Origin of the sequence: Streptomyces mangrovi (genome assembly GCF_900114215.1) — a bacterium.
Classification (GTDB): domain Bacteria; phylum Actinomycetota; class Actinomycetes; order Streptomycetales; family Streptomycetaceae; genus Streptomyces; species Streptomyces barkulensis.
On record NZ_FOSG01000005.1, the window covers coordinates 114,941 to 135,928 of the forward strand.

General features: G+C 75.7%; 19 protein-coding genes. 9 read left to right on the forward strand and 10 right to left on the reverse strand.

Features of this window, described 5'->3' with window-relative positions; translation table 11 throughout:
- Positions 1-73: 73 nt before the first annotated feature.
- Positions 74-1,408: a PucR family transcriptional regulator gene (locus BM237_RS08995; RefSeq protein ID WP_093849020.1), complete on the reverse strand. Its 1,335-nt coding sequence runs from the start codon at positions 1,406-1,408 to the stop codon at positions 74-76.
- A gap of 198 nt (positions 1,409-1,606) precedes the next feature.
- Positions 1,607-4,522, reverse strand: a complete 2,916-nt coding sequence (locus BM237_RS09000; RefSeq protein WP_093849021.1) for a helix-turn-helix transcriptional regulator — start codon at positions 4,520-4,522, stop codon at positions 1,607-1,609.
- A gap of 195 nt (positions 4,523-4,717) precedes the next feature.
- On the opposite strand from BM237_RS09000, the gene BM237_RS09005 reads away from it, so the two are divergent.
- Complete coding sequence (locus BM237_RS09005; protein ID WP_093849022.1) at positions 4,718-5,500, forward strand: alpha/beta fold hydrolase; 783 nt, start codon at positions 4,718-4,720, stop codon at positions 5,498-5,500.
- Positions 5,501-5,669: 169 nt separating this feature from the next.
- A complete protein-coding gene (locus BM237_RS09010; protein WP_093849023.1) occupies positions 5,670-6,506 on the forward strand; it encodes an endonuclease/exonuclease/phosphatase family protein in 837 nt (278 codons plus the stop codon).
- A 13-nt stretch (positions 6,507-6,519) separates the two neighbouring features.
- Here BM237_RS09010 and BM237_RS09015 read toward each other — a convergent pair whose 3' ends face one another.
- Together BM237_RS09015 and BM237_RS09020 are read right to left on the reverse strand one after the other, a co-directional pair.
- Positions 6,520-7,245 (reverse strand): N-acetyltransferase, encoded by a 726-nt coding sequence (locus BM237_RS09015; RefSeq protein WP_245793507.1) that lies wholly within the window; start codon positions 7,243-7,245, stop codon positions 6,520-6,522.
- A gap of 22 nt (positions 7,246-7,267) precedes the next feature.
- Entirely contained in the window at positions 7,268-9,673 is a 2,406-nt protein-coding gene (locus BM237_RS09020; protein ID WP_093849024.1) for a hypothetical protein, read from the reverse strand.
- 152 nt (positions 9,674-9,825) lie between these two features.
- Here BM237_RS09020 and BM237_RS09025 point away from each other — a divergent pair, with 152 nt between their 5' ends.
- Both BM237_RS09025 and BM237_RS09030 read left to right on the forward strand, forming a co-directional pair.
- Complete coding sequence (locus BM237_RS09025) at positions 9,826-10,233, forward strand: cupin domain-containing protein (protein ID WP_093849025.1); 408 nt, start codon at positions 9,826-9,828, stop codon at positions 10,231-10,233.
- A 463-nt stretch (positions 10,234-10,696) separates the two neighbouring features.
- A complete protein-coding gene (locus tag BM237_RS09030; protein ID WP_093849026.1) occupies positions 10,697-11,350 on the forward strand; it encodes a lytic polysaccharide monooxygenase in 654 nt (217 codons plus the stop codon).
- A 97-nt stretch (positions 11,351-11,447) separates the two neighbouring features.
- On the opposite strand, the gene BM237_RS09035 is transcribed toward BM237_RS09030, so the two are convergent.
- From BM237_RS09035 to BM237_RS09055, 5 genes are all read right to left on the reverse strand, one after another.
- Positions 11,448-12,182 (reverse strand): HAD family hydrolase, encoded by a 735-nt coding sequence (locus BM237_RS09035; protein ID WP_093849027.1) that lies wholly within the window; start codon positions 12,180-12,182, stop codon positions 11,448-11,450.
- A 31-nt stretch (positions 12,183-12,213) separates the two neighbouring features.
- On the reverse strand, positions 12,214-12,615 hold the full coding sequence (locus BM237_RS09040) for a PIN domain-containing protein (protein WP_093849028.1): 402 nt from the start codon (positions 12,613-12,615) through the stop codon (positions 12,214-12,216).
- The gene (locus tag BM237_RS09045) at positions 12,612-12,914 is read right to left on the reverse strand and encodes a hypothetical protein (protein WP_093849029.1); all 303 of its coding nucleotides are present in this window, start codon (positions 12,912-12,914) and stop codon (positions 12,612-12,614) included. Before BM237_RS09045 ends, BM237_RS09040 begins: the two co-directional genes overlap by 4 nt.
- A gap of 135 nt (positions 12,915-13,049) precedes the next feature.
- The gene (locus tag BM237_RS09050; RefSeq protein ID WP_093849223.1) at positions 13,050-14,399 is read right to left on the reverse strand and encodes a deoxyguanosinetriphosphate triphosphohydrolase; all 1,350 of its coding nucleotides are present in this window, start codon (positions 14,397-14,399) and stop codon (positions 13,050-13,052) included.
- Between the two features lie 118 nt (positions 14,400-14,517).
- Positions 14,518-15,315: a sirohydrochlorin chelatase gene (locus BM237_RS09055; RefSeq protein WP_093849030.1), complete on the reverse strand. Its 798-nt coding sequence runs from the start codon at positions 15,313-15,315 to the stop codon at positions 14,518-14,520.
- 160 nt (positions 15,316-15,475) lie between these two features.
- Between BM237_RS09055 and BM237_RS09060 the strand changes: the two genes are divergently transcribed.
- From BM237_RS09060 to BM237_RS09070, 3 genes are read left to right on the forward strand one after another with little or no spacing between them, the layout of a single operon-like run.
- Positions 15,476-17,671, forward strand: coding sequence for a molybdopterin oxidoreductase family protein (locus BM237_RS09060; protein ID WP_093849031.1), 2,196 nt, complete (start codon positions 15,476-15,478; stop codon positions 17,669-17,671).
- Positions 17,672-17,716: 45 nt separating this feature from the next.
- Positions 17,717-17,947, forward strand: a complete 231-nt coding sequence (locus BM237_RS09065) for a ribbon-helix-helix domain-containing protein (protein ID WP_093849032.1) — start codon at positions 17,717-17,719, stop codon at positions 17,945-17,947.
- Positions 17,934-18,281: a type II toxin-antitoxin system PemK/MazF family toxin gene (locus tag BM237_RS09070; protein WP_093849033.1), complete on the forward strand. Its 348-nt coding sequence runs from the start codon at positions 17,934-17,936 to the stop codon at positions 18,279-18,281. The genes BM237_RS09065 and BM237_RS09070 overlap by 14 nt, the downstream gene beginning before the upstream one ends.
- Before the next feature lie 14 nt (positions 18,282-18,295).
- On the opposite strand, the gene cutA is transcribed toward BM237_RS09070, so the two are convergent.
- On the reverse strand, positions 18,296-18,625 hold the full coding sequence (gene cutA / locus BM237_RS09075) for a divalent-cation tolerance protein CutA (protein WP_093849034.1): 330 nt from the start codon (positions 18,623-18,625) through the stop codon (positions 18,296-18,298).
- Between the two features lie 155 nt (positions 18,626-18,780).
- Between cutA and BM237_RS09080 the strand changes: the two genes are divergently transcribed.
- Positions 18,781-19,446: a SanA/YdcF family protein gene (locus tag BM237_RS09080; protein WP_093849035.1), complete on the forward strand. Its 666-nt coding sequence runs from the start codon at positions 18,781-18,783 to the stop codon at positions 19,444-19,446.
- Between the two features lie 139 nt (positions 19,447-19,585).
- Positions 19,586-20,860: a cytochrome P450 family protein gene (locus BM237_RS09085; protein WP_093849036.1), complete on the forward strand. Its 1,275-nt coding sequence runs from the start codon at positions 19,586-19,588 to the stop codon at positions 20,858-20,860.
- The last annotated feature ends 128 nt before the right edge of the window (positions 20,861-20,988 follow it).

Sequence of the window (20,988 nt, forward strand, 5' to 3'; positions counted from 1 at the left end):
CCTCTTCGCGCGCAGCGTCCTCGTTTGTCTGGAACCATCGGGTACGCGCCCCCGCCTTCGCCCGTCCGCGCGCTCAGACCGCGGGGCGGGCCCGACCGGGTTCGCCCCGCGCCTTGGGGCCCTGGCCGCCCGCCTGACCGTGGAGGACACGGCGGGCGGTCAGGGCGAGGGAGAGCTCGGCCACCTCGTGGGGGCGGCCGAGCGATCTGCCGGTGAGCTGCTCGAAGCGGCGCAGCCGGTTGAGGACGGTGTTGCGGTGGCAGAACAGCCTGCTCCCGGCCCGCCGCGCCGATCCGTCGCACTCCAGCCAGGCGGTGAGGGTGTCCAGCAGCAGGTCCCGGTCGGCGCCCTCCAGCCTCAGTACCGGTCCCAGCACCCGGTCGGCCAGCGCCGCGGCCAGGCCGGGCGAGGAGACCAGCAGGGCGGCGGGCAGATGCTCGTGGAGCAGGACCGGCGCCCCGCCCGGGGCGGCCGAGCGCAGCGCGGTCTCGGCGAGCCGGCGGGCTTCGCCGATCCGGGCCAGTCCCTCCACGGCGAAGCTGATGCCGGTGCGCAGCCCGGGCAGCGCGGGCAGGGCTCCCGCCAGCTCCGCCAGCAGGCCGTCGGCGGTGCCGTGATCGCCGTGATCGCCGTGACTGCCGGGACTGCCGTGACTGCCGTGACTGCCGTGATCGCCGCCGAGCGTGGCGATGCCCAGGTCGGCGTCGGACCGGGGGTGCCACAGGATCCGTACGGCCGCGGGGACACGGGAGCGGATCAGCCCGCGGTGGGCATCCCGACCGGGGCCCGCGACGGCCACCACCGCGTACCGTCCCCGCTCGGGCAGCCCCAGCGCCTCGGAGGTCTCCGCGAGGTCCGCGACGCGCATGGTGCCCTCCAGCAGGGCGTCGGCCATCAGCCGCTGGCGGTTGTCGTGGCGCCAGGCCAGCCGGCGCTCGGTCTGCCGGTACGCCTCGGCGACCACCGCGCAGTGCTCGTCGACGAAGTCCCACACCTCGGCCGCGACGTGGACCAGCAGCCGCGCGCCGTCGGGGTCGTACCGGGTGACCCGGTCCACCAGGGACTGCCAGACCACCGCGCCGCCGAGCCGGAAGGCCCGCATCAGGGCGTCCAGCGGCAGTCCCTGCTCGGCGCGGTCGGCGCCGATCCGCCACGAGCAGCGGCGGGCGGCGTCGCGCAGTTCCTTGGGGCGCAGCAGGGAGCCCACGTTGTGCCGCAGGGAGCGGTACACCTCGTGCCACAGCTCGTCCTGGTCGACGGAGGCGGCGCGGTAGGCGGGCTCCTCCTTGCACAGAAGCTCGACCACGCGGTCGGTGAGCCGGGGGAGTTCGTCCATCAGCGGACGGGCGGCCCGGTGCAGCACGGCCACGGCCTCGGCGTTCACGGGGGCGCGTACGACGGGATGCATCTCGGTCCTCCACCTGGCGGGTGTCGGGAGCGGCTCGATGCAGCATTGTCAGCAGGCCCGGACCGGGATATCCAGAGGCGTGCGGAAATCGCTTAGCGACCGCTCAGTCTCCCAGGTGCACGGTGGCGCGGCCGGCACCCGGCCCCACCACCGGTCCCGCCGCCGGTCTCACCACCGGTCCCGCCGCCGGTCCCGCCCTCAACCGTCGTGCCGGCCGTCGCCGGCCGCCGCCAGGACCCGGGTGAGCTCCACCCGGGAGCGGATGCCCAGCGCGGCGAAGACGTTGCGCAGGTGGTGGTCGACCGTGCGGGGGCTGACCGACAGCCGCAGCGCGACCTCCCGGTTGGTGGCCCCCTCGGCCACACAGCGCGCGATGCGCAGCTGCTGCGGGGTCAGTCTGCCCAGCACCCGCGGCGCGCCCTGCCCCGCCGCCTCGCCGGTGGCCCGCAGCTCGGCGCGGGCCTGGTCGGCCCAGCTCCGGGCGCCGCACCGCTCGAAGGCCAGGAGCGCGTCGCGCAGCACCCCGCGGGCCGCGCCCGGCCGACGGCCGCGGCGCAGCGCCTTGCCGTGCAGCAGCTGGGTGCGGCCGTACTCGAAGTCGCTGTCGATCCGCGCGTGCGCCTCCAGCGCCTTCGCGAACAGCTCCGGCGTCTCCTCCGGCCCGGCGAGCAGGGCCCGGCAGCGGGCGAGGTGGACGGGGGCCATCGGGTCCGCGGTGACGGCGGTCCACCGGGCGAAGTGCGCCAGCGCGTCGCGTGCGGTACGCCGGTCGCCCGCCTGGGCGGCCGCCTCCACCAGGCACGGCGCGGCCAGCGCCTGGAGCGCGAAGTGCCCGCGCCCGGAGGCGGTCCCCGGCAGTTCGCCCGGACCGGTGCCCACCAGCGGTTCCAGCCGGGCCGCCGCCTCGTGCGGTCTGCCGTGCCCCATGTCGCAGCGGGCCAGCGCCCACTGGGCCAGGGTGGCGGCCACCCCCAGGCCGTGCGGACCGGCGTCCTCGCCCGCCGCGCGGGCGTGCCCGGCGCAGGCGGCCGCGTCCCCCTCCACGGCCGCGGCCATCGCCAGCACCGCGTGGTGGTGGGCGGCGCAGTTGCGCTGGCCGCTGCGGCGGGCGCGGCGCAGCCCGTCCTCGGCGTGGGCGCGGGCCCGGCTGTGCCGCCCGGCCCGCAGCTCGCTGTAGGCCAGATGCTCCAGCGCCTGGGGCACGACGGCGGCCGGCCCGCACGCCCGGGCCCCGGCCAGGGCGCGGGTGTTGAGGTCGTGGGCCGCCGCGACGTCGCCGACGACCAGGGCCACGATCCCGGCCCGCAGCAGCCTCCAGGGCTGCCGCTCGCCGGCCGCGTGCTCCAGGACGCGCAGCAGCATCGGGCCGCCGCGGTCGATGTCGCCGCAGAGCACCGCGTCCAGGCCCGCGCAGTAGTCGTCGAGCAGCGGATCCTCCGCGGGGGTCCTCAGCTCGGCGATACGGGCGAGGTCGGCGCGGAAGCCGGCGATGTCGCCGATCGCCCAGGCCGCCTCGGTCGCGTGCAGCAGCGCCCGGCGGGCGGTGTGCGGGTCGTAGGGGCCCAGCAGCCTGGCGGCATACGACAGCAGCTCATGGGCGTCGGTGACCACGCCGTTGCGCAACTCCAGCACTCCGCGCACGAGTTCGGTCCGGCCGCGCACGGTGTCGTGGACGGGGAGCGTGCGGGCCTGGTCCAGCAGGGCCAGGGCCCGGTACGGGCGTCCGGCCGACCAGGCGTGTTCGGCCGCGGCGGTCAGCCGGGCCGCGCGCACGCCGGTGCCCTGGGCTCCGCCGAATCCGCCGTCGGCGCCGGTGAGTTCGGCGGACCGCCACAGGGCGTCGGCCAGTTCGGCGTGGGTGTGCTCGTCGGTCGCCGTGGTGTCGGAGGCGACGGCGGCCAGCGCGTCGGCCAGCTCCGGATCCGCGCCCTCCTGCGGCAGGGCGGCCGCGGCGCGGTGGCGCAGGGCGAGCAGCCCGTGCGGTGCTCCCGCGTTCACGTCCTCACCGCTCCGGCCGTCCCCGGGGCGGGGGCCGTCCCCGGCGCGGGGGCCTTCCAGGGCGCGGGGGCCTTCCAGGGCGCGGGCGAGCAGCCGGTGGGCGGTGCGCCGCCGCTCGGGCGGCTCGCCCCAGTAGGCGGCGTGGCGCAGCAGCGAGTTGGCGAAGCGCAGCCGGTCGCCCTCGCACCGCAGGACGCCGCGGCTTCGGGCCGGGTCCGCCTCGTCCGGGCCGAGTCCGGCCAGGGCCGCGGCGCGTGCCAGGGTGGAGCAGTCCGCCGTGCCGCCCAGCTCGTACGCGGCCGCGGTCAGCAGCAGCAGGGTGCGGGTCCGTTCGGGCAGTTCCGCCAGTTCGGCGGCGGCCGAGCGCAGCCGGGGCCCGGTGGCGGGAAGCGGATGGGGCAGCGGTTCGGCGCCGGTGAGCTGGGCGGGGGTGAGGGAGGCGGCCAGATCGGTGAGGAGGCCGGGGTTGCCGCCGCCGCTGTGCAGCAGGGCCTCGCGTACGGCCGGGTCGGCGTCGGCCGGCAGCAGCTCGTCCAGGAACGCGCCGGCGGCCGCGGCGCCCAGCGGCTCCAGCGCGAGTACGGGCAGCCCGGCCAGCAGCGGGTCCTCGGCACCGTCGCGGTGCGCCGCGACCAGCATCGCGACGGGCAGCGGCGGGCCCAGCCGCCGGGCCGCGAAGCCCAGGGCCCGGCGGCTGGGCGCGTCGAGGTGGTGCGCGTCGTCGACGCACAGCAGCAGCGGCCCCTCGGCGGCCAGGTCGTGCAGCAGCGCCGGCAGACCGGCCAGTACCGGCCCCTCGTCGGCGGGCGCGGCGCCCAGCGCCAGGGCGCGGGCGAGGGCGGCGGTGCGCGGGTCGTCCGGTGCCGCCCGGCCGGCCACCGGCCGCAGCAGGGCGTGCAGTCCGCTGTAGGGGACGGCGGTCTCGGCGGCCACGCCCCGCGCGCGCAGTACGGTGCCGTCCGGGCCGGCCCGTTCGAAGGAGGCCGCCGCGTGGTCCAGCAGGGCGCCGGCGCCGAGCCCCGGTTCGGCCCGTACCAGCAGCGCGCCGCCCCGTCCCGCGCGTGCGCCGCCGATCAGTTCCGCCACGGCCTTCCGTGCGGTGTTCGCACCGTGCATCCGCGCATCCCTCCTCGGAAGGGACTCCCGGGTGGCCCGGGTGTCCTCCCACGACAGCACCGAGACCACACAGTGTCCATGACAATAAGGCCAGGTCGCGACCACAGCCCAGCGGCCGGCCCGGCGGCGTGTGCGCTCGCACAACGGCTCTCCCGGCGACCGCCGGGGCGTGACCGGCCGTCCTACGGTCGGCCCATGACACGAGAGTTCACCTCCTTCGACGACGTGACCATCCGCTACCACCGCTGGGACCCGGCGCCCGGCAAGGACAGCGGAATGCCGGTCGTGGTGCTGCACCACGGCTTCATCGCCGACACCCACACCAACTGGGTCCGGCCCGGCGTCGTCGAGGTGCTGACCCGGCGGGGACGGCGGGTGGTCGGCATCGACGCGCGCGGCCACGGCCGCTCCGACAAGCCGCACGACGCCCGCCGCTACGGCGAGAGGGCCATGGCACGCGATCTGCTGGACCTGCTGGACGTCCTCGGCGAGGAGCGGGCGCACCTGGTGGGCTACTCGATGGGCGCGGTCACCGCGCTGCTGGCCGCCGCCCAGGACGAGCGCGTCACCCGGCTGGTCGTCGGCGGGGTGGGGGCCGGGGTGGTCGAGCTGGGCGGGGTGGACACCCGCGAACTGCCCCCCGAACTGGTGGTGGCGGCGCTGCTGGCGGAGGACCCGGCCGACGTGCCGCTGCGGATGGCGGGCCTGCGGATCTGGGCGGACGAGGTGGGCGCCGACCGCCGCGCCCTGGCCGCGCAGGGCAGGGCCATGCACCAGGGCCCGACCGCGCTGGCGGACGTCACCGTGCCGACCCTGGTGCTCGCGGGTGCGGACGATCCGCTGGCCGCACGCCCCGGGGTGCTCGCCGACGCGCTCCCCCGCGCCCGGCTCCGGACCCTGCACGGCGACCATCTGACGGCCGTGCGCGACCCGACCTTCGCCCCGGCGATAGCGGACTTCCTGGAGTCCGCCGACTGACGCCGGCTGGCGCCGGGGGCGCGGACCGGCCGGGGCGTGCGCGGCGCGCCGGGCCGTACCCGAACCGTTCGCCCCGCGGACCGCTGCGCGTCACATCGGGCGGGTAGCGGGGCTGTGGACGGGGTACACCCATGGCCCACCGGGGGCGACGCAGGGAGCGGGGCGGCGGATGCGCGTGATGACGTGGAACGTGTGGTGGCGGTTCGGACCGTGGCGGGAGCGGTACGGGGCGATCCTCTCCACGTTGCGCGAACTGCGGCCCGACGCGGTCGGCCTGCAGGAGGTGTGGTCCCGCGGCGGGGAGAACCTCGCCGGACGGCTCGCCCGCGAGCTGGGCATGCACTGGGCCTGGGCCGCCTGGGAGGTTCCCGGGCAGTGGCGCGAGCGGCTGGACGACCCGGAGGTCGGCGTCGGCAACGCCGTGCTCAGCCGCTGGCCCATAACGGCCCGGGCCCGGGCCGCCCTGCCCCCGGCCGGGGGCGGCGACGAGCGGGTGGCGCTGTACGCGCTGCTGGACGCGCCCGGCCGCCCGGTGCCGTTCTTCACCACGCACCTGACCTCCGCCGCCCACGCCTCGGCCCTGCGCTGCCGGCAGGTCGCGGCCCTGGCGGAGTTCGTCGCGGCGCGCCGCGGCGGAACCGACTTCCCGCCCGTGGTCACCGGGGACTTCAACGCACCGCCCGACTCCGACGAGATCCGGCTGCTGGGCGGCTCGCGTACGGCCCCCGCCGTCGAGGGCCAGGTGCTGCCGGACGTCTGGGAGTACGCCGATCCGGCCGCCCCGGCCGCGACCCGGGACGCGGCCAACCCCTATGTCGCGGCCACCTTCCGGCCCAGCGCACGCGTCGACTACATCCGCGTCGGACCGCCCGGCCCGGGCGGGATCGGCCGCGTCACGGCCGTACGGCGGGCGGGCGACGGCCCGGTCGGCGGCGTCTGGCCGTCCGACCACGCCGCCGTCGTGGCGGACCTGGCCCCGGAGCCGGCCCCGGAGCCGGCCTCCTGAAAGCCCCGCCCGCCTACGGGCGGACGGCCCCGTCCGGGACGGACAGCGGCAGCGCGCGGACGTCGTCCAGCGGCAGCAGCCGGACACCGCCGGGACGGGCCAGTGCGTCACGCATCCGCAGCACCGGACCGTCGGCCCGGTGTTCCTCGCCCGAGAGCAGGTAGTCCTCCAGGAAGGAGCGGACCGGCCCGGGGTCGACCGTGTCCGGCCGTTCCCCTCCCGTGCCGGAGGCCCGGGCGAGCACCAGCAGCAGCATTCCGTGGACCCGCTCCGCGCCGGGGCGCAGCGCGGGCTGGAAGTAGGGGATGTCCAGGGCCCGGGCGCCGTGCCGGGCGTAGAAGCGCAGCCGGGCGGCCGGGTCGCCGCGCTCGCCGTCCGCCTTGTGCGCCAGCGGATGCTCCACCTCGGCGAGCGTCAGCAGCGGCCGGAAACGCTCCTGCCAGGCTCCCGCGACCACGCCCATCAGCAGGCCGCCGAGCCCGCCGGAGCGGGCCCGGGGCCGTACGGTCAGGTAGGACAGCAGCAGCACCCGGCCGGCCGCGTCCCACTCGCCGACGGCCACCGCCTCGGGAACGCCGGCGTCGTCCAGTACGGCGCTGACCGCGACGCTGCCCCCGGCCAGGCCGTCGCGGACCCATTCCAGGGTCTCCAGTTCGTCCGGGGGGAAGGACGGGACGAGCAGGTCCTCGTAGAGCGTCTCCAGCAGCGGATCGCCGTCCGCCACGTCGACCACCCGCATCACTGCCTCCGTCCGTCCACGCCTAGGCCTCTCCTCCGGTCCGGCGGAACCCCCATCCGAAGAGGGCCGACACCGCCACGACCGCCGCGATGATCAGCAGCGACCACAGTCCCTCCACTCCGTAGCCGGACTGGACGATCTGACCGAGCCCCGAGACACCGATCGCGGCGACGACCGCCAGCATGGTGTCCATCCTGGCCCTGCGGCGGCGTTCCTGCCGGGCCTCGTCCCGGTCCTCCTGGGCTCTGCGCTGTGCGGTGATCTTATCCACCACCACGTCCAGCTGCTCGTGCGCGACCTCCTGGATGCGGTTCATGAGCTCCTCCACCCGCTCCGGGTAGCCCGAACTCCTCAGGAGCAGGGCCAGGAAGCGGGCGATGACCGGGGAGGAGAGCAGGGACGGGGACCGTATGAGGGACAGGGTGGACCTGACCTGGACGGTGAACTCGTCCAGGAGGATCTTCTCCTCGTCCATCCTCCGCGACAGTTCCTGCAGGACCTCGGCGCTGCCCGGGGACCGGCCGTCCCCGGCCCCGACCACCTCCTCCCGCAGCCTCTCCACCCTCCTGTAGTGGTCGGCCAGTTCGTCGAACCATCCCGCGAAAAGCCCTTCGACGGAAGCGGCGAACTCGGCCACGGCCTTGTCCCCCTGGACGACGAAGTCGGCCGTCCCGAGCCGCACCAGCACGGTGGTGTTGCAGGTGCACAGCGCCGGGTTGCCGGTGATGTCCGCGACGGCCGACGAGAGGGACGAGTAGGGACCGTCCACCGCGTACCGGCTCCACTCGGCCACCGCGCCCAGCGCGTTGGGGACCGGGTTGGCGAGTACCTGTGCCCCGGCCGTCGACATGACCTCCCCGGCGCCGGTCAGCTCCCGCCGCACGGTGGACGGCGGCGCCCAGGGACCGGCGGTCGCGGACGCCCGCTCGACCGTGACCACCACGTGGAACATGCCGGGCCGCGCGGCGGATCTCACCTCCGCGGAGCCGTCGTCCGGGCTCAGCCGGGCGGCGGTGTCCAGCGCGAGCTGCACCGCCAGGTCGGACAGGCGCGGCCACTGCTCCAAGGGGGCCTCCGGTGCCTCCTCGAAGACCACCCGCCCGGCCCCGTGCTCGGGAGCGGCCCGGAACATCAGCGCGTGCAGACCGGCCGGGGAGAGGTCCTCGCACTCCGCCTCGAAGCGGATGTAGTGGTTGCCGAGCCTGGAGATCCTGATCTCGGCGCTCAGCCGGGTCGGCGCGACGCCCTCCGGCACCGCCGTGCCGTCGAGGCCGTGGACCAGTACGTCCGGCAGATGGACGCACGCCCCCTCGTAGCCGCGGCCCAGCGAGTCCGCGCCGTCCCACACGTCGTCCAGCTCCAGGGTCTCCTCCACCCGGACCGCCCCCGTCCCCGCCAGGGTCCACCCTCCGGCCTCCCGCGCGACCCGGTCGGCGACCTGTCCGGGCCTGATCCCGCGCAGGGCGAAGGGGTACAGGAAGACCACCGATCCCTGGTCGAGCCTGAGCCACTCGCGCCGGGCGCTCTCCCGGAGCGCGGTGAGGCTGAACCGGTGCGCCCGCACCTCGCTGCGGTACCGCGGGTCGATACGCGGATCGCCCTCCGCCTCGGCCAGCTCCCGGATCGCCCCGTCCAGCCCGGCGCCGGTCCGCAGGAACGCCTCCGCCGCGCGCACCGCGCGGGCCGCGGCGGTGCAGTAGACATCGTTCCGGCCCGCCACCCGCAGCACGTACCCCCGCAGCCACCCGTACTCCGCCGGGAGCCCGTCCGCCAGCTCGGCGGCCCGCCCGGCATGGCGCGCGGCCGCCTCCGCCGCCGGCGCCTGCACCTGCGGCAGTCCGCTGACCATCGCGTTCTCGGCCCGGATCATGGCGTCCAGGGAGTCCATCAAATGGAGCACCGCGCCGGCAGCCGTCCGGTCGGCGGGGAGGCCGGGCGCCCAGCCGGCGGGCAGCGTGGGTCTCCAGTCCGCCGGGAGGCCCGGTCTCCTGGCGCGGGGGTCCAGAGCCGTCGGGTGATCGGGGAAGCAGTCGCGGACGGCGTCGAGGACGTCCCACAGCAGACCGAAGTGGTAGGAGCTCTCCCACGCCTCCGCGACCTCGTGGAGCAGATAGCTCAGCAGCAGCGGGACACCGTACGGCTCGTCCCCGAGCTTCCCCAGGGCCGCCGACGTCCTCTCGTACGCCCTGCGCCAGCGGTCCCCGGGCCGCCTGAGGGTGGACCGCGGGTCCTCCGGCGGGCGGCGGGCGGCGGCCCCCTCGCCGCCCGGTTCCCCCTCCGGCTCTCCCTCCGGTTCCCCGGCGGGCTCACCGTCGGGTGATTCGGCGTTCCAGTTCGGCAGGCTCTTGAGCCCGTCGACGTCCACCTCTCTGCCCGTCAGCCAGTCGCGCAGTGGCTGGGGCTCCCCGTCCCACAGACTGTCCGTCATATCCGTGAACATCCAGGCAGGCTAGTGACGGGCCCCGGTCCGCGGGCCGGTTCGGCGGAACTGCGGGAAACCTCCGAACCGGTCCCCGTGTTCTCCGTACACTCCCGCGAAACACCGGGAGCGGCGCGCGGAGATCACCGAGAATCGCCTCCATGACCGAGACGCCCGTACCTGACCCCGTGAACCTGACCGAGGCCCTGGCCTCCTTCACCGACGTCTACAGCCCGCGGATCGTGGCCCGGGTGAACGACTACGACGTGCGGATCGCCCACACCGAGGGCGAGCACGTCTGGCACGTGCACGAGGACACCGACGAGTTCTTCCTCGTCCTCGACGGCCGCTTCGACATCGCCCTGCGCGACGCCGACGGCGGCGAGAGGACCGTCGAACTGCACAAGGGCGATGTGTTCGTGGTGCCGCGCGGCACGGAGCACAAACCGTCGTCGGCCGGCGGGTCGATCCTGATGTTCGAGCCCACCGGGACGGCCTCGACCGGGGACCGCCACGAGGGGGAGATCCCCGGCCACGTGGACAGCACCACCGGCCGCGCCCTGGCCTGAGGGCATCCCGTCCCTTCCCCGCCGTGGTGCGGCGCGGCGCGGCGGGGAAGAGACGGGGGGCATTGGTGCAGACCAGATTCGGTCAGCGGACAGAACGACCCTTTTCCACCCTCTTCACCCACTCCCCGGACCCCTCCACCCGGACGGACGACCCCCGTTGCACCGCGTGCACCGGGCCGCGCCGGCCGGGAACGGACCGGAAGTCACCCTTAACGATTGGTCTGAACCAATCTATCGTCACCGGCGAGGCCCTGCGCACGGCAGGTCGCCACCCCCCGTACCGCTCCGCACGCCGGCCGAGGAGGCCGCGCGCGGAAGGAGGAGGAGCCCCCACATGCGACAGACCGGACACATCCCACGGACGACACGGAGGACACGGACGGCACGGACGGCACGGAGGAGTCCCGCGAGGCTGCTGGCCTCCCTCTTCGCCTTCGCGCTGGCACTGCCCCTCACGATTGTCATGACCTCAGCAAGTTCGGCGGGCGCCCACGGCTGGATCACCTCCCCGCCCAGCCGCCAGGACCACTGCGCCACCGGCCGGGTCACCGGCTGCGACGGCCTGCAGTACGAGCCGCAGAGCGTCGAGGCCCCCAAGGGCTCGCGCCTGTGCAGCGGCGGCACCCGGTGGACCTTCCTGGACGACGACAGCCGCAACTGGCCGGTGACCCAGGTCTCCAGCACCGTCACCTTCCAGTGGCGGCTGACCGCCGCGCACAGCACCAGCACCTGGGACTACTACGTCGACGGCGTCCTGTTCAAGCGGTTCGACCAGGGCGGCACCCGCCCGCCGTCGAACATCTCGCACACCCTGAGCGGACTGCCCTCCGGCAAGCACAAGATCCTCGCCGTGTGGAACGTCGCGGACACCGCCAACGCGTTCTACAACTGCGTGGACATCCAGGTCGGCAGCGGTGGCGGAGACGGCGGCGGCGATGACGGCGGGACCCCCACCCCGCCGGCCGAGTGCGCCTCCTCCCCCGCCTGGGACCGCTCCACCGCCTACACCGGCGGCCGGACCGTCACCCACCGCGACCACGCCTGGCGGGCCGCCTGGTGGACGCGCGGCGAGGAACCGGGCGTCTCCGGCGTCTGGCGGGACCTGGGCGCCTGCTGAACCGCGCCTCTCCTCACCATCGGGGCGGACGGGGCGGACGACGGCCGGACAGGGGCCGTCGTCCGCCCCCGGTGAGGCCCGCCGTACGAGCGGGGGCCTACCCGTCGCCGATTCCGGCCAGCCGGAGAACGGCGTCCAGCCCCCGGACCTGCCCCGGGGCGGCTCCGGCCGGCAGCACGTAGGAGCGCAGTCCCGCGCCGGCCGCCCCGCCGTCCTTGACCGGGTGGTCCCCCACCATCAGGGTCTCGGCCGGACCGGCGCCCAACTCCCGGCAGGCATGCAGGAACAGCCGGGGATCGGGCTTCTCCGTGCCGTGCTCGAAGGAGTGCGTCCAGGAGGAGAACCAGCCGTCCAGCCGGTGATGGGCGAAGGTGGGACGCAGATCCCACCCGACGTCACTGACCACGCCCAGGGCCACGCCCGCGCCGGCCAGCCGGGCCAGTACGGCCGCGCTGTCCGCGTACGGCACCCAGTGCCCGGGGGTCCGCAGCTGCTCGTAGAGCTTCCCGGCCACCGGCGCCAGCCCCGGGACGGAGTCGTACCAGGTGGTGAAGGCGTGCCGGTGAGCCTCGGCGGACACGTCCCGGGCACGCTGGGCCCCGGCCACCGCCGGGTCCGACAGACCGGCTTCGAGCCCGTCCAGCAGGGCCGCCATCTCCGCCTCGTCCACCGGGCGCGCCAGCGCCGCCCGTATGCGGTCCGCGTACGTCCCGATCTGGAACAGCGTGCCGGAGAAGTCGAAGAGCACGGCCCGTACGGCGGCGGGCGGCCCCTGCGGGGCCGTCACGGCGCGGATGGGCCCCTCGGGGCCGTGGACGGGCAAGCGGCTCATCCGGTCTTCCTACCACGCCCCGGGCGGGCGTTCAGAGCCTTGCGACCACCACGCGGTCGCCGCACAGCTTGCGCATGTCGTCCTCGTCGGAGGTGAAGACGGTGACGGCGCCGGGCTGCCGCAGGGCGACGGCCGCCAGGGCCGCGTCGATGGCGTACTTGTGGCCGTGCAGCCCGGTCTCCTTCAGGAGGCCGGTCGCGTCCCGGGCGACCTCCTCGGTCACCGGCTCCACGTGGAGGCGGGACAGCGCCCACTGCCAGGCGGGGAGGTAGCGCGTCGGGTCGTACGCCTCGATGAGGGTCATCGAGGTGGTCATGACGCGGGTGCCGGACGCCCTGGCTGCCTTGAGACGCCGCTTCATGTCCGGGGTTCCCCGCACCGTCCGGGACAGACCCTCGCTGTCGAGCAGGTAGACCGTCCCGCCCCCGGTCACGCGGCCTCCCGGTGCTGCTCGGACGCGGGCGTCTCCGCCTCCGCCCGCCGGGCACGGGCGAGCTCGGCGTGCATGCGCTCGATCTCCCGGCGCTCGGCCTCGGCCTCGGCCATCTCCGCCTCGGTGACCGGACCGTACTCCTCCTCCAGCCAGTCGACGAGTTCGCCCAGCCGGTCCTGCTCGCGCTGACGCTCTATGGCGTGCTTGACGTAGCGGCTGAAGCCGCCGGGTCCGACCTCGGCCCGGATGGCCTCGGCCAGCTCCTCCGGCAGAGTCACGGTGTACTTCTTCGTTGCCATACCGCTGACCATACAGAGGGGAGCCGGATCGCCGGAACGCGAAGCCGGCCCGTTCATACTCATGTGTGATCGGTGCTCGCACCCTTGACGCCGGGCGGCGGCCGGCCCGTTCCGTCACGCCGCCGCCCCGTGCTCTCACGCCGCCGGGCCCGTGAGGCGGGCGTGGAGGCGGCGGGCGGAGGCGTCGGTGAGGGAGGCGATCTGGTCGACGATCACGCGCAGCCGGGCCCGGTCGTCGCCGGCCTGTGAGAACAGCGCGCGGAACTGCGGGTCCAGGCCGTCCGGGGCGCGGGCGACCAGCGTCTGGGCCAGCCCGGCCAGGATGTCGCGCTGTTCGCCGCGCAGCCGCTCCTGGTCGGGGCGCTGCATGACGTACCGGTCGGCGACGGCCTTGAGCACGTCGCACTCCAGTCGGGCGGCGCGCGGGACCACCAGGCGGGCGCCGTAGCGGGTCAGGCGGCCCGAACCGTACGCCGCCCGGGTCGCGCCCTCGGCGGCCAGGCAGAACCGGCCGATGAGCTGGCTGGTGGCGTCCTTCAGCCGGGCCTGGGCCACGGCCGTGCCGTCGTAGCCGTGCGGCCACCACTCCTGGCCCAGCAACCGGTCCAGGGCCTCGGCGAGTTCGGCCTCCTCGGTGCCGGGCGGCGCGTAGCGGGCGGCGGCGACGGCGAAGACCTCCCGGCGCTCGGGTTCGGCCAGCAGCAGGTTGGGGTCGAGGTGGCCGGCGTGGAGGCCGTCCTCGACGTCGTGGACGGAGTAGGCCACGTCGTCGGACCAGTCCATGACCTGCGCCTCGAAGCACCGGGCGTGTTCGGGGACACCGCGCCGGAACCATTCGAAGACCGGCAGGTCGTCCTCGTAGACGCCGAACTTCCGCGACGCGGGGTCGCCGGGGTGGCCGCCGCACGGCCAGGGGTACTTGGTGGCGGCGTCCAGCGCGGCGCGGGTGAGGTTGAGGCCGACGCAGGCCGGCGGACCGTCGCCTCCGCCGGCCGGTCCGGCGAACCGCTTGGGCTCCAGCCGCGACAGCAGCCGCAGCGACTGCGCGTTGCCCTCGAAGCCGCCGCAGGGCTCGGCGATCTCGTCCAGTACGCGCTCGCCGTTGTGCCCGAAGGGCGGGTGGCCCAGGTCGTGGGCGAGGCAGGCGGTCTCCACCAGATCCGGGTCGCAGCCGAGCGCGGCGCCCAGCTCCCGGCCGACCTGGGCGCACTCCAGGGAGTGCGTCAGGCGGGTGCGGGGGGTGGCGTCCCACGCGCCGGCGGCCGCGTCGGGGGTGACGACCTGGGTCTTGCCCGCGAGCCGCCGCAGCGCGGCGGAGTGCAGCACCCGCGCCCGGTCGCGCTGGAAGGCGGTGCGTCCGGGCCGTTTGTCGGGCTCGGGCACCCAGCGTTCCAGCGCCGCGCCGTCGTAGCCGGCGACGTGCTCCGCCGCTCTGCCCACCGTGCCGTCCGTGCCGTCCGTGCCGCCGTCCACCGTGCCGTCCATGCCGTCCGTACTGTCGTCCATGGCGTACGCATCGCCATACCTGCCGCGCATACACCGACGCTAGCCGCCCCGGGCGACAACCGGGGCCGGTACGGGCGGGCACGGGCCGCCCGGGCGGTCAGCGGGCGCGGGCCAGGGCGCCCCGCACCGGGCGGAGGGCGGGCGCGCGGGCCGCCGTACGCGCCCGGGCGAGCGCCTCGTCGTAGCGGTGCAGGACGAGGCGGGCCAGCGCCGGGTGCGCGCCCAGCGGGGAGGCGGCCGGCAGGCCGGGGGCGTCCCGCGCGCACCGGGCGGCGAAGAGGCCCGGCGCGGTGAAGTACGAGGCCAGTGCGGCATCGTGGCGCCCGGCGGCGCGCAGGGCGGCCACGGCCGCGGGCACGGTCGGCCCGGCGGCCGAGGCGTAGGCGGGCAGCACCGGGACCCCGCCGAGGCGGGCGGAGAGCAGGGCCGCCGTCCGTTCGGCGTCCCGGGCCGAGTCCGCATCGCGCGACCCGGCCGCCGCCAGCACCACACCGCCGGTGCGAGACGCGCCGGCGGCGCTCCAGCCCGTCTCGGCCAGCCGTCCGGCCAGCGCCTCGGCCAGCAGCGGGTGCGGGCCCAGCGGTGCGGCGGCCCGCACGGACAGGTGCCCGGCGGCGGCAGCGGCCTCGGGCAGGTCGTGCTTGACGTGGTGGCCGCGGCCCAGAAGCAGGGGGACGAGGACCGCCTGGCCGGCCGGGAGCGCGTCGAGGGTGTCCGGCAGCAGCGGCTCGTTCAGCTCGACGTGCCCGAGTTCCACCCGCAGGCCGGGCCGCAGGGAGCGCACGAGGCCGAGCAGTGCGGTGACGGTGCGCAGCGCCCCGGGGTCGCGGGAGCCGTGGGCGACCGCGACCAGCGGGGGCGCGGAGCGGGAACGGGCGCGGAAGGGGGAGGTCATGGGGCGAGTGTGGCGGGCCCCGGTTGCCCCGCCGTTGCGGCGTCGTGACGTCCGGTTGCGCACGGCTCACGGCGCCGGACCGGGCGGGCTGAGGCCGGCGTACCGGGTCTGTAACCCGCGGGGGCGCGCGGCGTAACACGCGCGACTCACGCTGGGCGGCATGAGCGCGACGACTGCCCAGCCCACCGGACAGGTCCCCCAGGCTCCCGCGGCGGCCGTGGACACCCACTGCCCGTACTGCGCCCTGCAGTGCGGTATGGGGCTGCGCCCCGCCGCGGGCGAGGAGGGGGTCGAGGTGATCGAGCGCACCGCGTTCGACGTCAACCGGGGCGCGCTGTGCGGCAAGGGCCGCACCGCCCCGGCCGTGCTCTCCTCCCGGGTGCGGCTGACCGGGCCGCTGGTGCGGCGCCGCGCCGGCGGACCGCTGGAGCCGGCCGGCTGGGACGAGGCGCTGGACCGCGTCGTGGCGGGGCTGTCGACGGCGCGGGCCGCGCACGGGCCGGACGCGGTGGGGGTGTTCGGCGGGGGCGGGCTGACGAACGAGAAGGCGTACGCGCTGGGCAAGTTCGCCCGGCTGGTGCTGGGCACCTCCCAGATCGACTACAACGGCCGGTTCTGCATGTCCTCGGCGGCCGCCGCCCTGAACAGGGCGTTCGGGCTGGACCGGGGGCTGCCCTTCCCGCTGGCGGACGTCGCGCGCACCGGCTGCGTGATCCTGGTGGGCGCCAACCCCGCCGACACCATGCCGCCCGCCCTGCGCTACTTCACCGAGCTGCGCGAACGGGGCGGGAAGCTGATCGTGATCGACCCCCGCCGCACCCGTACCGCCGAGCACGCCGATCTGCACCTGGCCCCCCGGCCCGGCACGGACCTGGCCCTCGCCCTGGGCATGCTGCATCTGGTGGTGGCCGAGGGGCGGGTGGACACCGACTTCGTGGCGGCTCGCACCAGCGGCTGGGAGGAGGCGCGCGCGGCGGCGATGGCGCACTGGCCGGAGCTGGTGGAGCGGATCACCGGGGTGCCGGTGCCCGCGCTGCGCGAGGCGGTGGCGCTGTTCTGCGACGCGCAGTCGTCGATGGTGCTCACCGCGCGCGGGCCCGAGCAGCAGTCCAAGGGCACCGACACCGTCGGCGCCTGGATCAACCTGTGCCTGGCCACCGGCCGGGCGGGCCGCCCGCTGTCCGGCTACGGCTGTCTGACCGGGCAGGGCAACGGCCAGGGCGGGCGCGAGCACGGCCAGAAGGCCGACCAGCTGCCCGGCTACCGCAGGCTGGACGACCCGGCGGCGCGCGAGCACGTGGCGCGGGTGTGGGGTGTGGACCCCGGTGTGCTGCCGGGGCCGGGACGCAGCGCGTACGAACTGCTGGACGCGCTCGGCCGCGATGTGCGCGCCCTGCTGCTGACCGGCTCCAACCCGGTCGTCTCCGCTCCGCGCGCCGCCCATGTGGAGGAGCGGCTGCGGTCGCTGGACTTCCTGGCGGTGTGCGACGTGGTGCTGTCGGAGACGGCCGCGCTGGCGGACGTGGTGCTGCCGGTGGCGCAGTGGGCGGAGGAGACGGGGACGACCACCAGCCTGGAGGGCCGGGTTCTGCTGCGCCGCAGGGCCCTGGACGCCCCGCCCGGGGTGCGCACCGATCTGGAGGTGCTGAACGCGCTGGCGGCGCGGCTGGGCTGGGAGAAGGGCTTTCCCGCCGATCCGGAGGAGGTCTTCGAGGAGTTGCGGCGGGCCTCGGCCGGGGGCCCGGCGGACTACTCGGGGATCACCTACCGCCGTATCGCCGAGGAGGACGGGGTCTTCTGGCCGTGCCCCGGGGCGCCGGAGGCCGGCGGGGCGGACGAGGCCGGCACCGCGGGCGGACCGGCGGTGGACGGCTCCACCGCCCCGCACCCCGGCACCCCGCGCCTGTTCCTGGACCGTTTCGCCACCGGCGACGGGCGGGCCCGCTTCGCACCCGTCGTCCACCGCCCCTCGGCCGAGGAACCGGACGCCGACCACCCGCTGCTGCTGACCACGGGCCGGGTTCCGGCCCAGTACCAGTCGGGCGCCCAGACCCGGCGGGTGGCGGAGTTGAACGACGCCGCCCCGGGGCCGTTCGTCGAGCTGCACCCGCGGCTGGCCGAGCGGATCGGGGTGGCCGAGGGGGAGCCGGTGGCGGTGGTCTCGCGCCGGGGGCGGGCGGTGGCGCCGGCCCGGATCACCCCGGGCATCCGCCCGGACACGGTGTTCATGCCGTTCCACTGGCCGGGCGAGGGGCGTGCCAACACCCTGACCAATCCGGCCCTGGACCCGGTCTCGCGCATGCCGGAGTTCAAGGTCTGCGCGGTCCGCGTGGAGCGCGCGGGGGGTTCGGGGTAGGAAGCCGAGTAGCACCAATAGAGCCACCGCTGTACCATCTGGAGTATGAAGGTAAGTGTGAGCCTCCCCCAGGAAGACATCGCCTTCGTCGATGCATACGCCGCCAGGGCCGAGGTCGAGTCGCGATCGGCCGTGATACACGCCGCGATCGAATTGCTGCGCGCCTCGGAACTCGAACAGGACTACACCGCCGCCTGGCAGGAGTGGGACGAGGACGAGGACGCGGAACTGTGGGACGCGACCGCTGCGGACGGGCTCGGCGATGCGGCGCGGTGACATCTATCTGGTCGATCTGGACCCGGCTCGCGGCAGCGAGGCGAACAAGGCACGCCCCGCCGTCATCGTCTCCAACGACGCGGCCAACCGTTCGGTGGACCGCGCCGGCCGGGGTGTGCTGACCGTGGTGCCCGTGACGTCCAACACCTCACGCGTCTACCCGTTCCAGATGCTCCTCAAGGCTGCGGACTGCGGCCTGCGCAAAGACTCCAAGGCCCAGTGCGAACAGGTGCGCTCCGTAGCCGTGGAGCGGCTGCTGCACCGGGTCGGTGTACTGCCGTCGCACGTCCTGGCCGGTCTCGACGCCGCCCTGCGCCGCCATCTGGCCCTGTAAGGCCGCCGCACGACTCAGGAGCCGCGCGTCTCCTCGGCGACCCAGGCCAGGTAGTCGGCGCCGCCGCGGACGACCGGGGTGGCGATGATCTCGGGGGTGTCGTAGTCGTGCGCCGCGCGCAGATGGGCCTCCAGGGCGTCGTAGCGGGCCGCCGCCGTCTTCAGCAGCACCTGCCACTCGGGCTCGGCGCGCACCTCGCCCTCCCACCGGTAGACCGAGGTCACCGGGCCGGAGATCTGGGCGCACGCGGCGACGCGGGCCTCCACCGCGCCGCGCGCCAGCGCCTCGGCCTTCTCCGGGCTGTCGGTGGTGGTCAGCACCGTCAGGATGCCCGTCTCCGCCATGGCCGCCGCTCCCCTTCTTCCTCGCCGTCTTGGCGGTCCTCGCCGTCTTGGCGGTCCCGCACGCCCACGGTAGCCGCGGCAACCGCGGCACGGCTCGGACCGTCTCCGTCAGTGTGACGATCAGCTCGACAAAGGCCAAAGTGAAGGCCAAGGGGATGGGGAAGATCGCGAAGTCCGGGAGAAGACCCGGCAGAAGACAGGTCCTCCAGAGCGCGGTGCTGCTGTGCGTGCTGGGGCTGCTGCCCGCGACCTGGGTCGCGGTCTCCGCCGGCGACCGCGTCCGCACCCTCGGCGACGTGCCCGCCGCCCCGGTCGTGGTCGTGTTCGGCGCCGGGCTGTGGGACGGGGAGCCGTCCCCGTACCTGGCACACCGGCTGGACGCCGCCGCCGAGCTGTACGGCCGGGGCCGGGTGCGCGCGGTGCTGGTCACCGGCGACAACAGCCGCCGCGACTACGACGAGACGGGCGCCATGCGGGACTACCTGGTGCGCCGCGGCGTCCCCGCCGAGGACGTCGTCGGCGACCACGCGGGCTTCGACACCTGGGACTCCTGCGCCCGCGCCCGGCGGATCTTCGGCGTGGAGCGCGCGCTGCTGGTGAGCCAGGGCTTCCACATACGTCGCGCGCTGGCCCTGTGCCGGGCCGCCGGGATCGACGCGCACGGCGTCGGTGTCGCCGAACCGCACGACGCCACCTGGTACTACGGCGCGCTGCGGGAGGTGGCGGGCGCGGCGAAGGCCGGGCTGGAGGCGACGTTCACCCCCGATCCGCACTTCCTCGGCCCGCGCGAGCGGGGTCTTGAGCGGGCTCTGGCGGACTGATCCGCGCCATCCGCTCACTCTTGAGTGTTATTCCAAGTCTCTTTTCAGACAAGGCGGTTGACCGTATCGGCCGTCGGCGCATTGTCTCCAGTGGTACGGACAGCTCCCCCGCCCCTCCCCCCACCCACGGAGCCACCACATGACCGCTGCTCCCCGCCACCCCCGGGCCGAGACACCACCGGACCGCCCCGGCGCCCCCGGCAGGCCGGGGCACCCCGGCCGCACTCGCCACACCCCGCTGTACGGTCCGGGCCTCGACGGCGACGGTCTGCCCGCCCTGTACGAGCGGCTGCGCGCGGAGCACGGGCCGGTCGCGCCCGTCGCCCTGGCGCCGGGGGTGCGCGCCTGGCTGGTCATGGGCTACGAGGAGCTGCTGCGGGTGGCGCGCCGCGAACAGGACTTCAGCCACGATCCGCGGCACTGGCGCCTGCTGCGCGACGGACGGGTGCCGGCCGACTCCCCGCTGCTGGCGTTCGTCGGCTGGCGTCCGGCCCTGATGTTCGCCGACGGGCGGCGGCACCGGCGGATGCGGTCGGCCGTCGCCGACTCGCTGGGCCGGGTCGACGGCGGTGAGCTGGGCCACCTGGTACGGGACACCGCCGACCGGCTGATCGACGCCTTCGCCGGGCGGCGCGAGGCCGATCTCGTACCGCACTACGCGCACCGCCTGCCGGCGCGGGTCGTCACCCGGCTGCTGGGAGCGGACGAGCTGGTCAGCCGCAAGCTGGCGGAGGCCGTCGCCGGCACGGCCGCCGCCAACGCCGACTCCGTCCACGCCGGCCACCGGCTGGAGCGCGTCCTGCTGGCCCTGGTACGGGAGAAGCGGCGCGCGCCGGGCCCCGACGTCACCTCCTGGCTGCTGACGCACCCCGCCTCGCTGCGCGAGGAGGAGGTGCTGCACAACCTGGTGGTGACGGTGGTGGCAGCCCACCAGACGACGAAGAACTGGATCGCCACCACGCTGCGCCTGCTGCTGACCGATCCGGCCCTGCGCTCCTCGCTGGACGGCGGGCACCTGACCCTGGACGAGGCGCTGGATCTGGTGCTGTGGCGGTTCCCGCCCACTCAGAACCTCCCCGGCCGCTACGCCCTGCGCGACGTCCGGCTGGGCCGGCAGGAGGTGCGGTCCGGGGACATGCTCGTGCTGGGGCTGGCCGCCGCGGGCCGCGACCCGCGGGTGCTGCCCGCGTGCGGGCGCCCGGTGACGGGCAACCGCGCGCATGTGGCGTTCGGCGCGGGACCGCACGCCTGTCCGGCCCAGCCGCAGGCCCGGCTGATCGCGCGGACGGCCGTGGAGGTGCTGCTGCGGCGGCTGCCGGGCCTGCGGCTGGCGGTGCCCGAGGAGCGTCTGGCCTGGGCGTCGTCGCCGTGGACCAGGAGCCTTGCGGCGCTGCCCGTCCGCCTGGCGCACTGAGGGCCCCGTCCGGCAGGGGCCCTCCCGGGACCCTCGCGGGCCCCTCCCCGACAGGGCTCACAGCCGGGGACCAGGGGCGTTGAGGGCGGTGTTGCCGCCGGGAAACAGCGCGGACGCGGACGGGAAAC

What these genes read in the sequence shown, in the direction of transcription:
- BM237_RS08995 (WP_093849020.1), bottom strand. Translation starts at nt 1,408, where the DNA reads ATGCATCCCGTCGTACGCGCCCCCGTGAACGCCGAGGCCGTGGCCGTG.
- BM237_RS09000 (WP_093849021.1), bottom strand. Translation starts at nt 4,522, where the DNA reads ATGCACGGTGCGAACACCGCACGGAAGGCCGTGGCGGAACTGATCGGC.
- BM237_RS09005 (WP_093849022.1), top strand. Translation starts at nt 4,718, where the DNA reads ATGACACGAGAGTTCACCTCCTTCGACGACGTGACCATCCGCTACCAC.
- BM237_RS09010 (WP_093849023.1), top strand. Translation starts at nt 5,670, where the DNA reads ATGCGCGTGATGACGTGGAACGTGTGGTGGCGGTTCGGACCGTGGCGG.
- BM237_RS09015 (WP_245793507.1), bottom strand. Translation starts at nt 7,245, where the DNA reads ATGCGGGTGGTCGACGTGGCGGACGGCGATCCGCTGCTGGAGACGCTC.
- BM237_RS09020 (WP_093849024.1), bottom strand. Translation starts at nt 9,673, where the DNA reads ATGACGGACAGTCTGTGGGACGGGGAGCCCCAGCCACTGCGCGACTGG.
- BM237_RS09025 (WP_093849025.1), top strand. Translation starts at nt 9,826, where the DNA reads ATGACCGAGACGCCCGTACCTGACCCCGTGAACCTGACCGAGGCCCTG.
- BM237_RS09030 (WP_093849026.1), top strand. Translation starts at nt 10,697, where the DNA reads ATGACCTCAGCAAGTTCGGCGGGCGCCCACGGCTGGATCACCTCCCCG.
- BM237_RS09035 (WP_093849027.1), bottom strand. Translation starts at nt 12,182, where the DNA reads ATGAGCCGCTTGCCCGTCCACGGCCCCGAGGGGCCCATCCGCGCCGTG.
- BM237_RS09045 (WP_093849029.1), bottom strand. Translation starts at nt 12,914, where the DNA reads ATGGCAACGAAGAAGTACACCGTGACTCTGCCGGAGGAGCTGGCCGAG.
- BM237_RS09050 (WP_093849223.1), bottom strand. Translation starts at nt 14,399, where the DNA reads ATGGACGGCACGGTGGACGGCGGCACGGACGGCACGGACGGCACGGTG.
- BM237_RS09055 (WP_093849030.1), bottom strand. Translation starts at nt 15,315, where the DNA reads ATGACCTCCCCCTTCCGCGCCCGTTCCCGCTCCGCGCCCCCGCTGGTC.
- BM237_RS09060 (WP_093849031.1), top strand. Translation starts at nt 15,476, where the DNA reads ATGAGCGCGACGACTGCCCAGCCCACCGGACAGGTCCCCCAGGCTCCC.
- BM237_RS09065 (WP_093849032.1), top strand. Translation starts at nt 17,717, where the DNA reads ATGAAGGTAAGTGTGAGCCTCCCCCAGGAAGACATCGCCTTCGTCGAT.
- BM237_RS09070 (WP_093849033.1), top strand. Translation starts at nt 17,934, where the DNA reads ATGCGGCGCGGTGACATCTATCTGGTCGATCTGGACCCGGCTCGCGGC.
- cutA (WP_093849034.1), bottom strand. Translation starts at nt 18,625, where the DNA reads ATGGCGGAGACGGGCATCCTGACGGTGCTGACCACCACCGACAGCCCG.
- BM237_RS09080 (WP_093849035.1), top strand. Translation starts at nt 18,781, where the DNA reads ATGGGGAAGATCGCGAAGTCCGGGAGAAGACCCGGCAGAAGACAGGTC.
- BM237_RS09085 (WP_093849036.1), top strand. Translation starts at nt 19,586, where the DNA reads ATGACCGCTGCTCCCCGCCACCCCCGGGCCGAGACACCACCGGACCGC.